11 protein-coding genes are annotated in these 12,195 nt (G+C 43.7%); 3 read left to right on the top strand and 8 right to left on the bottom strand.

What is annotated here, in order from left to right:
* Positions 1-60: 60 nt before the first annotated feature.
* Complete coding sequence (locus NL647_RS17600) at positions 61-858, bottom strand: DoxX family protein (RefSeq protein WP_047516903.1); 798 nt, start codon at positions 856-858, stop codon at positions 61-63.
* A gap of 615 nt (positions 859-1,473) precedes the next feature.
* Here NL647_RS17600 and NL647_RS17595 point away from each other — a divergent pair.
* Complete coding sequence (locus NL647_RS17595; RefSeq protein ID WP_253650462.1) at positions 1,474-2,217, top strand: hypothetical protein; 744 nt, start codon at positions 1,474-1,476, stop codon at positions 2,215-2,217.
* 121 nt (positions 2,218-2,338) lie between these two features.
* Here NL647_RS17595 and NL647_RS17590 read toward each other — a convergent pair whose 3' ends face one another.
* Positions 2,339-2,698, bottom strand: coding sequence for a hypothetical protein (locus NL647_RS17590; protein ID WP_049535930.1), 360 nt, complete (start codon positions 2,696-2,698; stop codon positions 2,339-2,341).
* A 555-nt stretch (positions 2,699-3,253) separates the two neighbouring features.
* Between NL647_RS17590 and NL647_RS17585 the strand changes: the two genes are divergently transcribed.
* On the top strand, positions 3,254-3,523 hold the full coding sequence (locus NL647_RS17585) for a hypothetical protein (RefSeq protein ID WP_005445453.1): 270 nt from the start codon (positions 3,254-3,256) through the stop codon (positions 3,521-3,523).
* 81 nt (positions 3,524-3,604) lie between these two features.
* Here the strand turns inward: NL647_RS17585 and NL647_RS17580 are convergent, their stop codons facing one another.
* From NL647_RS17580 to NL647_RS17555, 6 genes are all read right to left on the bottom strand, one after another.
* Positions 3,605-4,285 (bottom strand): response regulator, encoded by a 681-nt coding sequence (locus tag NL647_RS17580; RefSeq protein ID WP_005445452.1) that lies wholly within the window; start codon positions 4,283-4,285, stop codon positions 3,605-3,607.
* The gene (locus NL647_RS17575; RefSeq protein ID WP_029788091.1) at positions 4,272-5,927 is read right to left on the bottom strand and encodes a sensor histidine kinase; all 1,656 of its coding nucleotides are present in this window, start codon (positions 5,925-5,927) and stop codon (positions 4,272-4,274) included. Before NL647_RS17575 ends, NL647_RS17580 begins: the two co-directional genes overlap by 14 nt.
* 112 nt (positions 5,928-6,039) lie before the next feature.
* Complete coding sequence (locus NL647_RS17570) at positions 6,040-7,341, bottom strand: sodium ion-translocating decarboxylase subunit beta (RefSeq protein ID WP_253650461.1); 1,302 nt, start codon at positions 7,339-7,341, stop codon at positions 6,040-6,042.
* Between the two features lie 15 nt (positions 7,342-7,356).
* Entirely contained in the window at positions 7,357-9,168 is a 1,812-nt protein-coding gene (gene oadA / locus NL647_RS17565) for a sodium-extruding oxaloacetate decarboxylase subunit alpha (protein WP_253650460.1), read from the bottom strand.
* Between the two features lie 11 nt (positions 9,169-9,179).
* Positions 9,180-9,431, bottom strand: a complete 252-nt coding sequence (locus NL647_RS17560) for an OadG family protein (protein ID WP_253650459.1) — start codon at positions 9,429-9,431, stop codon at positions 9,180-9,182.
* A gap of 68 nt (positions 9,432-9,499) precedes the next feature.
* Positions 9,500-10,843 carry a 2-hydroxycarboxylate transporter family protein gene (locus NL647_RS17555; protein WP_017190260.1) on the bottom strand — a complete coding sequence of 448 codons (1,344 nt, stop codon included), beginning with the start codon at positions 10,841-10,843 and terminating at the stop codon, positions 9,500-9,502.
* A gap of 264 nt (positions 10,844-11,107) precedes the next feature.
* On the opposite strand from NL647_RS17555, the gene citC reads away from it, so the two are divergent.
* Positions 11,108-12,166 carry a [citrate (pro-3S)-lyase] ligase gene (citC, locus tag NL647_RS17550; protein ID WP_367618296.1) on the top strand — a complete coding sequence of 353 codons (1,059 nt, stop codon included), beginning with the start codon at positions 11,108-11,110 and terminating at the stop codon, positions 12,164-12,166.
* Positions 12,167-12,195 lie beyond the last annotated feature (29 nt).

The following is a 12,195-nucleotide window of genomic DNA, read 5'->3' as shown; positions in this document are numbered from 1 at the left end:
TCAAACTCTCTTTTTTGGACGGGGGAAATCGGCAAGGGTGGCTAAGCTGAGAAAACCAGCTTAAGCGCGAACTCGACGAAGCATGCTATCTAGAGATAACGCCCCTTGATTGTGCAGAAACAAGAATGGGTATAATGCCATTGCCCAGAAGAAAGGAAATTCCCATCCGCCGCCCGGCAGTGCCCACGTATATCCTGTGAAGAAGTGACCCGAGAAGAGCTCCGCTGCAATTAAATACGCAATTGCCCACAAAACGCCGATGCGTGTAAACAATCCCCAGCCAATCAATAGCGCCACGGAAATTTCCGTTATACCACCTACGTAGATCATTAAGTCAGTGAACCAAGGACCGACCGTATCAAAGCCAGCAACCTGCCCAAAGTAACCTCGCATTCCATTGTGTATCTGGGTTCCTGCAAACAGTTTTTCCGTCCCGTGGGTTAAGAAGTTCAATCCGAGAAATAGGCGTATACAGGTAAGGGCAAATTCGTTTGGGCTTTCTTTGTATATCTCTTTCGCAATGCCGATGAACTGAACAAGCAACGGGATCAACGATAAGGCGGTTAACCACCCAACCAATGAAATGTCATTTTGATCACCGATACGAATGATGATTATGGTTGGAGCAATGGTCATCAAAAATGACAGTCTGTTGCGATTTCTCAGAGCGAAAACAAGGATAGGTGTCAATACGCCAAAGCATAGAAGGGATGTGGTTAGCCACACATCATTGTAGGTATTGAGTTTAAACACGATCGCTGCCAGTGACGCTAAAGACGTTATTTGTAACCCGACCCACGTGTTGTTTTTATTGTTCATTGATAGTTTCTCCATCTCGTGACCAGTAAGAGCAGTCATCCTGTCCTCATCAGGTTTATGAATTTGTAGTGAGTGCCTGAACAATAAAATACGCCTTATTAACTCTCTGATAATTAGGGAATAAGTGAAATCATTCTTTGGCTGAGATGAACAATACACAGACAAAGCGAGTGACAGCTGCAAGACAGCGAGTAATTAAGGTGGAAGAGAGGAGAGGCAGAACGTGAAGCCGATGTTAATAAGTATCCTTCAATTCAACACGTTGTCGACTATTGATAAAAAATGACTTTTATTACTTAATTTCGGTAAACAGGGAATCAATGACAATGCTCTGAACCCTGCATCTTGAAGTCACTTGAGCATATGTCATTCATATATTCAATTAGATTCTATGCTTAACTATATTTATGTCTTATGTGTCAATGGGGTAAATATATTTTCCTGCAATTAATGTTTGAACATGATCGCATAACTATCTGATATATATTATCTTGTGAGATCAAACTGTGCTTTTATGAATCAATTGGAGAAGATATAACGAATTGTCTTCTCGTGTCTTTATTTCCTCATGAAAAGACTAAGCAAAAAAGATGTAAAGTGTCTCTTTTTGCTGTTTTTCTGCGGCTTAATCGTAATATAAAACGAGAACAGTTTATGAAGCGTCAGTATATTCTTGTTGGTTTGTCAGTAATATTGTCAGGCTGTGCATCACAACAATTGATGGTTCCAACCGCGAGTAAAGTCATCATTGTTGGTGATACTTTGGTTTATGATGGTGTCATTTCTGGCGGTGATGTTTTAAAAGCAATTCGGTTAGTAAAATCTAGCGATAAGAAGATTAAAAAACTCAGAATTACCAGTCCTGGAGGCGAGATTGATACCGGTATCGAGTTTGGGTACTTTGTAAAAGAAAATAACCTTGATGTGGAAGTCAGCCGTCTATGTTTTTCAGCATGCGCAAACTATGTCTTAACGGCTGCCAATAGTATTACCATTAAAAAGGATGCCTTGATAGGGTGGCACGGTGGTGCGTTACAATCTGATGAACTGTGGAAACAAACCATTCCAAACGGTTATTGGAATCAATATGAAGGTTACCTCAACCATCTGAGGGTCAAAGAAAAGGCGTACTTTAATTACATCAATGTCGACCCATATATCACGGTTTATGGTCAGATAAGAGACAGAAGTTGCCAAAAAAACAAGCTCACAGAAGGTTGGTACTACTCACTCAACGACCTTAAACAAATGGGAGTGAAGAACGTTGATCTACAAGGCGGAAAGCTAATGAACAGTGTTGAGTACGAAAACTCAGACATCACGTCTTGTTTGATGCCGGACGTTTACATTAACAAAATGGCTTCTAGCTCTAGCTCTAGCTCTAGCTCTAGCTCCTAGCCGTTAGTCCTTTCGATACCACGTCTCTTAAATCAATATTCATCTAAACATCATCAAGATGAAGGCTTGCCACGGTAAGCCTTCATTTTTGTTGTTGCTAGGATAACGACTAGCCTTCGTATCAGTCAGAAATATAGTGCTTTTTGTATAATCGCTTTGAAGTGCCAGAGAACTTTATGTGCTCTGTTTTTCTTGTTGCATAATCAAGAATAATATTGGGATGCACACTTACGTGAAAATATTCGGGAATATTGATCGCTCGATAATAAATGTCATCCCGATATTTATTTTCTTCTATCAAACCACAATCGATTAGCTTGTTGAGCATGCTAAATGCAGAGAATATATCGATCCTCGTTAGTAATGATATTTCCTTTGCTGTTTTTCCTTGCTCGGGGAAATCAAGCATCCGACACATAATAAGGTCTTGCAGCATTCTTGTTGCAATCGCATTAAGCTCTTCTTTACTTAGTTTTTCCATGGCTATCAGGCACCTTTTGATGAAAAGTTGAACTTGATGTTTTTATGGAAACATATTGTTACATTTGTGTCAATAAGCCATTCTCTATGTTTTATTTACCATAGATATAACACTGATTGGATTTTGCTTTATTTATTTTTATTGAACTAAATTTCACTTGCTATTATTTGAATCTTAGATTTTGCATATCGACAAAATCATTGTTGATATTATTGTTTTTAGTGATCTTTTTTGAAATCAACATTTGAATACGCTTTGTTTTTAATCGGTGTTCTATACCCAAGTAACCTCGAGATGCTAGGTTCAGCGAAAATGACTTGGTTTGTAGACGCGCGGCGATTTAAAGATCTAGTCATTCTAAATCAAGAATCGGCAACAAAGTATACAAGCCAAGGCCCTTATATTTGCAAAGAGTGCCCTTTGGGAGCGTAAAGAGAATAAAAACCATAGAAATTAAATCATGCATTAAATCTGCGCTTTTCTTTGAACGCGCTTAGAAACTCAAACTCGATGATCCGGTGTAATGCTTCTGTCTACTAAACAAATGGTATGAGTATGATAGTAAGTAAGATATCTGATGAGCTAATTACGGAAAAAGCAAAACTAGAGTGGCTAGCGTACTGGCGCCACTTTAGCACCGTTAAGCATCGCCTTTGCTGCGAAGCCAACTGTACCGCAGAGCATGATTATGGTGTTCTGGTTAGAAAAGACGGGGAAGAGCGTAAGGTTTTCGTGGTGCCATTATGCAAGGCGCACAGTGATAATCTTGAACGATTGGAAGTCTCCGACGGCACAGAAATTATCTCCGCGGATCTGACCTTGTGATTTACGTTGTTGCTTCAACGACGTTTAGGGAACGCTTTGAATCGTAGGGTTTCAAAGCGTTCTTCCTAAGCAAAGGGGAGGTTACATTTTCTTTTGATAAACCCTTTCAGGGCGACCAACTTTACCATGTTGAATCACAGCAAGTAGAAACCCTTTTGCGGCTAAAAACTCAAGATAACGCCTTGCTGTTGTTTTGCTGATGCCGACTTCATTGCCTAGAGACTCTGCCGTGTAAATAATTTCGCCATCATCAAAGGCATTCGTGACTTTATCGAGCGTGAGCTCATCGATCCCCTTGGGTAAGGCTTGCATGTGTGATGATTTGGATTGAAAGTTAAACAGTTCGTCGACGTGGCGTTGATTGATGTTGTCATTTGCTTTTAACGAACTGGTGTACTTCAGATAGCGCTCTAAAGAATCGGTTAAGCGATCATAAGAGATCGGTTTTAGCAGATAGTCGAACACGCCACACCTTACGCCTTCTCTTACTGTTTCCATGTCATTGGCGGCGGTGATAAAAATAACATCTGGTGACTGCTTGGCAGCGGTTATGTCTTTCAATAAATCGATACCTTTGCCGTCAGGCAAGTAGTTGTCCAATAAGACCAGTTTTGGCTTCAGTAACTGAATCATCTTTCTGGCTTCAGCGATACTTTTTGCAATTCCGATAGGTCTGAAACGTTGTGTTTGCTGAAGATAGTAAGAATGAAAGTCCGCGATATTGGATTCATCTTCTACTATCAAAACGTCATAAATTTCCATCTTTCAAACTCTCGTTAGGAATAAATAAAGAAAAGATTGTTCCGGTTGGTTCGGCATCGTCGACAAGGATTGCACCGCCAGCGTTATTGACAAGCTGGTGGACTAAATACAAGCCAATACCGTGTCCCGGTTGCGATTTGCTGGTGATCCCTTTATCAAATAGGGATTCTGCGATTTCATCGGGTATTCCAGTGCCATTGTCAGCAACCTCGACCACCAATTCCGTTTCGTTGGCGTCAGAAATTAGTATCGAGATGCATTTGTTGCTGTCAGGGTTTTTCAACGTTGCTTCATAAGCATTGTCGAGTAGGTTACCTATGATGGCGGCTAACTCATCATCAGTAAGTTTGGTTGGTGTACCGCTCAGGTGGCAGTACGGATCAAAATGGAGAGCGAGACCAAGTTCTTTTGCTCGGCTGTATTTGCCTAATAACAGACCCGCAATCACTTTGGAGTTGAACGTACGAGAAATGAAATCAATCAGCTTTTGATGTGTTTCTGTTTCTTGCCTTATGGCACTGAGCGCCTCTTCGTACGCGCCGATTTGAATCAGCCCACTCACTGTAGAAAGCTTATTTGCGTATTCGTGGCTCAATACTCGTAAATTGTCGGTTTGCTGCTGAACTTGGTTAAGTTGCGATGTAAGCGTGCTTAAGTCATTGCGTGGTCTGAAGCTGATGACCCAGCCAGAGTGTTGGTTGTCTTCCCAAATTTTTACACGAGTCGCGACCAAGGTTTCGCCATTACAGGTAATCACTTGATGCTGTCTCTGTGACTCCTCCGAGTCTTCTCCCATCTTTGCTCCCAAGAAAAAGTCAGCAGGGGTGACGTATTCGTTGACCATTCGACCTTGGAGGTGGGAAAGATTACGCGCAATTCCCAAAATCTTAAGTCCCCTCTGGTTTGCCGACAAGATACGACCTTGTTTGTCGACCGCAATAATGCCCTCGTAAACCGCTTCAAACACCGAGTTTTGCACGCGGAGGGAGAGGGCGATCTCTTCTGGTTCCATGCCATACATCTGACTTTTGATATGACGAGAGAAGAACCAAGCGCCCAAAGATGAGCAAACTAGAATGATCAATAAGGCAAAGAAAAACGGCGTGGAGTAGAGGAGCAGTAAATTACTAACGGTATCCAGTAAGTAGCCCACTGAAACAACACCAATGATCTCGCCGGTTGAGGAAATAATGGGAGATTTTCCACGTATCGCAAAACCTAAGCTGCCTTCTCGTATTGAGTAGTAGTGCAATCCTTGTTGAAGGGCGCGTATGTTGTCTCCACCTTGCATCGGGTAGCCAACTTTTTTGATGTCTGGATGCGCTAAGCGAATGCCCTTACTATCGCCGACGACGATGAAGTTGGCATCGGAAATCCCTTGTAGGCGCTTAATTTGTTTTTGCACCCGCGCTGTATCTCGTAAAGAGACCGCTTCGATCAGTTGAGGGTCGCTGGCAATTTCACGAGCTTGTATGACTGCGCGCGCACTGACCTGGTGGTTTAACGTATCAGAAAGGATGTGGTGGAAATAACCACCGATAAGGAGCAATTGAAACGAAACAACCACAAAAAGCAGCGCCCATACACGCTGTCTAAAAGAGAGGTTACGGCAGAGGTAGTCGTGAAATGTTCGGTCTGGCATGAATGGTAAGCTTCTTATTGATTGAAGGGTAAATTATCAAATGAAACAAGGAAGAGACCTGATCGAGATCTATTGAAGATAACCAATCGAGCCTCGTTCCTTGTGTAACTGTCTAACCGATCACATATTTGATCATCACGCCTGCTGCAACCGCCGAGCCAATAACACCGGCTACGTTTGGTCCCATCGCGTGCATCAGTAGGAAATTCTGTGCATTTGCTTCTAGACCCACTTTGTTTGACACCCTTGCTGCCATCGGAACCGCAGAGACACCCGCAGAGCCAATCAGTGGATTCACTTTTTCACTCGTGAAACGGTTCATCAGTTTTGCCATCAATACACCTGCCATTGTGCCAATACAAAACGCGACGATGCCAAGTGCGAGAATACCGATGGTTTGCGGCTGTAAGAATTTATCGGCAACCAACTTGGAACCCACAGAAAGACCCAAAAAGATGGTGACGACGTTGATCAATGCGTTTTGAGCAGTATCCGATAAACGTTCAACTACGCCACATTCACGCATTAAGTTACCAAAGCAGAACATACCTAGTAGCGGTGTCGCCGAAGGAAGCAACATGGCAATCAGAATCAACAGGAGCAAAGGGAAGCAAATCTTTTCTAACTTGCTTACTTTACGCAATTGCTGCATCGTGATTTGGCGTTCTGATTCTGTGGTCAGCGCACGCATGATTGGCGGCTGAATCAAAGGTACAAGTGCCATATAAGAGTAAGCTGCTACAGCGATAGCACCCAGTAACTCTGGTGCGAGCAAGCTAGATACGTAAATCGCCGTTGGACCATCTGCGCCACCAATGATGCCCACAGCAGCGGCTTGCGCGACACTGAAATCCATCAAACCCATAGAGCTCAAACCCAGAGCGCCGAGCACAGTTGCGAAGATACCAAACTGAGCTGCCGCACCAAGAAGCAAGGTTTTAGGGTTGGCTAACAATGGACCAAAGTCCGTCATTGCGCCTACGCCCATGAATATCACCAAAGGACCAGCGCCAGATGCAATTGCAATGCTGTAAAATAGGTGCAGCATGCCATCTGAGTATTGATACTCTTCCGCGAGTAAGTGGATATTGGCAAGTTGAGTTGGTGTCGCCGTTGCAAGTGCCGTTTTTACTTCGGCAGCGGAGTCCGTCGCAATGTTCAACACAGAGCCAAATGCTGAGATTACCTCTGGTTTTGCAGCATGGAGCGCGTTTTCTACCGCAGACAAGGCTAAGCCTGCATCAGGTAGGTTAGCAAGAATCCCACCAAAACCGATTGGCACCAACAACAAAGGCTCGAACTGTTTAACAATGGCGAGATAAAGCAGAATCAAGCCAACAATAAGCATGATGGCTTGTCCCCATTCGAGGTGGAACAAACCAAAGTCATTCACTAACGCTAAGACATTTTCCATGTGACTAATGCCTCGTTACGCCAGTTGAAGTAAAGGTTCGCCTACATCTACTGCGTCGCCTTCAGACACATCAATGCTGGCGATTTTTCCGGAACGTGGTGCGCGAACTTCTGTTTCCATCTTCATCGCTTCAAGAATCAGTAGCACATCGCCTTCTTCAACTTCATCACCAGGCTTGGTGTGGATCTTCCAAATGTTACCCGCAAGTGGGGCGTTCATCGGCTCGGCATCTTGAGCGGTTGTCACTGGCTTTGATGGTGCAGGTTGGGGGGCTGACACGGCTTGAATATCGCCACCTGCGTCAACCTGAACGACATAGCTTTGGTTGTTGACGGTAATGGTGTAAACACCGCTTTCTGAGGTAGCATTCATGGTTTGTTTCTCTGGATTGGTGTTAGTTTTTGCTTGGGCTGTTGCTCTTGTTGCTTCATTGCAAGGTGCGGGTTCAAAGGCGTCTGGGTTGTTGCGGTTTTCTAGGAACTTCCAACCCACTTGTGGGAAAAGCGCGATAGTAAGTACATCATCAATGGCGCTGCCGGAGAGCGGAATGTTTTGCGCTTTTGCTTGAGTGGTCACTTCTGTGGTCAGGTGCTCCAGTTCTGGCTCCAACTTATCGGCAGGGCGGCAAGTAATTGGTTCTGAACCTTCTAACACACGCTGTTGCAGTTCCGTGTCGACAGGGGCAGGCGTTTTGCCGTACTCGCCTCTCAAGACACCAGCGGTTTCTTTGGTAATGGTTTTGTAGCGCTCACCCATAAGGACATTGATGACAGACTGTGTGCCGACAATTTGCGACGTTGGCGTGACAAGCGGCAGATACCCCAGCTCTTTTCTGACTTTCGGGATCTCTTCTAACACGGCATCAAGCTTGTCTGCGGCGTTTTGCTGTTTCAACTGACTTTCCATGTTGGTTAACATTCCGCCAGGGACTTGCGCTACGATTATGCGAGAGTCTGAGCCTTTTAACTGACCTTCAAAAGCGGCGTATTTTTTACGTACTTCTCTAAAGTATGCAGCGACAGCTTCCAGCGCTGAAATGTCCAAACCTGTGTCGTATTCAGTGTTTTGAAGTGATGCAACCAGAGATTCTGTTGCTGGGTGACCGTAAGTGCCGCTCATGGAAGAAATCGCAGTGTCCACACGATCAACACCAGCTTCAATGGCTTTCATTAACGTCATATCAGCCATGCCAGCGGTCGAGTGGCAATGCAGGTGAAGGTCGACATCCACTTGCTGTTTTAATGTTGAAACCAGCTCACTGGCTAAGGTTGGCGTCAGGATGCCCGCCATGTCTTTGATTGCGATCGAATCAACGCCAAGTTCACTCAATTGTTGTGCGATGTCGACCCAGGTTTGTAGGTTATGAACAGGGCTAGTGGTGTAACAGAGTGTACCTTGAGCGTGTGCGCCTTGTTTTTTCACCGCAGCAATCGCTTGTTGCATGTTTCGTGGATCGTTCATCGCATCAAATACACGGAATACATCCATGCCGTTTACCACGGAGCGCTCAATGAACTTATCAACGACGTCGTCAGCGTAATGGCGATAACCCAATAGATTTTGACCTCGAAGCAACATTTGCAACGGCGTTTTTGGCATCGCTTTTTTGAGTTCTCGCAGTCTTTCCCAAGGATCTTCCCCTAGAAAACGAATGCAACTATCAAACGTAGCGCCACCCCAACACTCAAGTGACCAATAGCCGATGTCATCTAACTGTTGGGCGATTGGCAGCATATCGTCGATGCGTAAACGGGTGGCAAATAACGACTGGTGGGCATCACGTAATACAACGTCAGTGATGCCAATGCGTTTAGTAGACTCAGACATTCGAATTCCTCTTATAGCGAGCTTTGTTTGATTTTTTGATGATGAATAGCGGCAGCAATCACAGCGACGAGTTGGTTATCATCGTTTGATGGTTTGGCAGCATACACTTTCTTTTGCGGAGGGGGAGTTGGTTCGACATGAAAGCGCCCCAAAAAGCGAGACATGGCTTTGACAGCAAAGACCAAGAAAACAAGAAAAGTGAAGACAAAACCCATACCCAGAGTCATGAGGTTTAAGCCTTCGGCGAATAAATTAACTTCCATTAATATCTCCCATTGGACAAAACAAAGAGCAAAGGAAGACTTTGCTCTTTGACAAAATAAGAAGGGGATTAACCGCCCAACATGCCAAACACGACACTTGCGATGACCAGTACAATACCGCCACCAAGACGAGATGAGATTTGCGCGTAAGACAGCAAGCTCATGCGGTTTGAAGCAGCAAGAACTTCAAGGTCACCAGAGCCACCACGGTTTGCCATACATAGACCTGCAGTGATTGAAGACTCGATTGGGTAAAAGCCCATTAACCAACCACCGACAGAGGCACCAATGATTGCGCCAGCAACGATCAGTGTTGCGATGATTAAGTTCGTGAAGGTTAGTGCATTCATGATTTCGCCAAGGTCGGTATAAGCGATACCAACGCCCACCATGAGCACCCAAAGCAATTGTTTTGAGAAGAATGAAGACAAGCGTTTTGCGCCTTCTTTCACTTCTTCAGAGCAGATACCACAGGCGTTAACAATCGCAACGATGATGACCATGTAAGCGAAAGTGTGGATTTTTACGTCACCAAAACCTGGCAGTATTTCTTTAGAAAGGGCGGATGAGAAGGTGTAAATACATGCCGCCATCATCAAGCCAATCGCGATTTCACGGGGAGTGATTTTTGGTGCTTCGCTCTCTTCAACATCGAAATTAGACTTACGCAATAGCTCGCCATTACCAGTCAAAGACGGTACTTTTTCACCAATGCTGTTTAGAACGGCTGCTGCGACAATCGCTACAATGTTGGCGATGGTTAAAATTGCAATTGCAACCGAGTAGTACTGTTCTTTCGAGCCACCGGTGACTGACTCATAGATTTCAGAAAGTGGAATCGCACCTGCACCGTTACCGCCACCCATGATAGGCAGTACGTAAAGCATCATGATTTTGTCGATAGAAATGCCAAACATCATTCCGCCAAGAATGCCGAGAATTGAAGCACCTGCAACGGCTGCAAGAATGGTCGGAATGTAACCAACTAATGATTTAAGCAGTAGCTTACGGTTAACCGCCAAAATCGAGCCAGTGATCAGAACGGCAATGAACAAGTCGAGGAAATCGGTCTTCTTCATGACTGCAGTAACAGTGTCAATTTCGTTTTGGGTTAGTAAACCTGCATGAACAAACCAAGCTGCGACAAGGAAGATCATGACAGGCGCACCGCCAATGTATTTGTTAAAAATAGGCAGGCGTTTACCCAGTTCGCCAAATAGCGCACCAACAACAAACATAAAACCAAAACCGCCGACAATATTATCAGGGATGGTGTCTGTCATATGTGCAATTAACATGACCGCGAACATAAATGCATATAGCGGTAATGGTAAGCCAAAGATTCGGACTTGAGATAATAAGTCTAATCCCGGGCTTCTTGTTTCAGTTATTGAAAGGGTCTTTTCGTTCATCATTATTATTCCGTGTTGATTTAACATGGCGTAATTTAAATTTGAATGAAAAAGCTAACTGTGAGTGTGATCATTTTACTTTGTGGAATATATACACACTTATGAATTTAAAGTTTTTAATTATCCAATCACTTAATTTACAGATAGTTAAGTAATTAAATTCATTAAATTCATAAATGACGTTTAGTAGAAGAAAATAGTCGATACGGATCATCATTTTTCAAATTCAAGTGACGCATGATGGCGGCAACACGAAAGAGGATGATGATCATGTTTGACACCTACGCATTTAGCCGAGTGAACCGAAATCAATACGAGAAGTTTGGTGCTATTACCGAGTTTCTAACTTGTTATGATTTGGATGTTGACGCTGATGTAGAGCGATTTGTGGTGGCGAAGTCTCAAGGTCAAATCATTGCTTGCGGTGGTCTTGCTGGTTCAACACTAAAATCTATTGCGATTGATCCTGCCTTACAAGGTACTGGATTTTCTCTGCGATTAATGACTGAGTTGACCGCGATGGCTTATGAAATGGGGCGCTTTGATCTGTTCTTGTTTACCAAGCCTCAGAATATGCAAAGGTTTCGTGAATCTGGTTTTTTCCCCATTTCTTTTGCGGACGATAAATTAGTCTTGATGGAAAATAGTCAGACCAATTTAAGAAACTTTGTACGTTCATTAAGAAAGAAAAAGAAAGAAGGAGATAAAATAGGCAGCATTGTGATGAATGCAAACCCGTTTACTTTAGGGCATCAATACTTAATTGAAACGGCGGCGTCACAATGTGATTGGCTACATTTATTTGTCGTCAGCGAGGAAGGTAAAGGTTTTGCTTATCACGATCGTTTGAACATGATTGAAAGTGGCACTAAACATATTCCTAATCTTACGATTCATCATGGTTCAAAATATATAATTTCTAAAGCAACGTTTCCTACTTACTTTATTAAAGAGAAGCGATTGATTGATTATTGTCATACCGCTATTGATCTAAATTTATATCGTCAGCATATTGCGCCAGCATTAGGCATTACACACCGATTTGTTGGGACAGAGCCAGACTGTGTTGTGACTCATTATTACAACCAACAAATGAAACACAGATTAACCACCAAGGATCTCAACGGCGCACCAATCAGCGTTATTGAAATAGAGCGTAAGTGTGCGTCTGGCACCACGATTTCAGCGTCAACGGTGCGAAAACTCTTGCAGAAAGGGCAATTGGATCAACTGGTTCACTTTTTACCCTCAACCTCTATCGACTACCTACAAAGGCACACGGACGCTTTACCGTGTCTTACCCAAGAAACAGTGGCTGCTTAACAGCCCAATTAATTTTTAACCAAGGTGTT

This window comes from Vibrio sp. Y29_XK_CS5 (genome assembly GCF_024181835.1).
Taxonomy (GTDB): domain Bacteria; phylum Pseudomonadota; class Gammaproteobacteria; order Enterobacterales; family Vibrionaceae; genus Vibrio; species Vibrio harveyi.
This window is presented reverse-complemented; position numbering and strand designations above follow the sequence as displayed.

Coding starts and splice junctions, on each gene's coding strand:
- NL647_RS17600 (WP_047516903.1), bottom strand. CDS start 858: ATGACTGCTCTTACTGGTCACGAGATGGAGAAACTATCAATGAACAAT.
- citC (WP_367618296.1), top strand. CDS start 11,108: ATGATCATGTTTGACACCTACGCATTTAGCCGAGTGAACCGAAATCAA.
- NL647_RS17585 (WP_005445453.1), top strand. CDS start 3,254: ATGATAGTAAGTAAGATATCTGATGAGCTAATTACGGAAAAAGCAAAA.
- NL647_RS17560 (WP_253650459.1), bottom strand. CDS start 9,431: ATGGAAGTTAATTTATTCGCCGAAGGCTTAAACCTCATGACTCTGGGT.
- NL647_RS17575 (WP_029788091.1), bottom strand. CDS start 5,927: ATGCCAGACCGAACATTTCACGACTACCTCTGCCGTAACCTCTCTTTT.
- NL647_RS17580 (WP_005445452.1), bottom strand. CDS start 4,285: ATGGAAATTTATGACGTTTTGATAGTAGAAGATGAATCCAATATCGCG.
- NL647_RS17595 (WP_253650462.1), top strand. CDS start 1,474: ATGAAGCGTCAGTATATTCTTGTTGGTTTGTCAGTAATATTGTCAGGC.
- oadA (WP_253650460.1), bottom strand. CDS start 9,168: ATGTCTGAGTCTACTAAACGCATTGGCATCACTGACGTTGTATTACGT.
- NL647_RS17570 (WP_253650461.1), bottom strand. CDS start 7,341: ATGGAAAATGTCTTAGCGTTAGTGAATGACTTTGGTTTGTTCCACCTC.
- NL647_RS17590 (WP_049535930.1), bottom strand. CDS start 2,698: ATGGAAAAACTAAGTAAAGAAGAGCTTAATGCGATTGCAACAAGAATG.
- NL647_RS17555 (WP_017190260.1), bottom strand. CDS start 10,843: ATGAACGAAAAGACCCTTTCAATAACTGAAACAAGAAGCCCGGGATTA.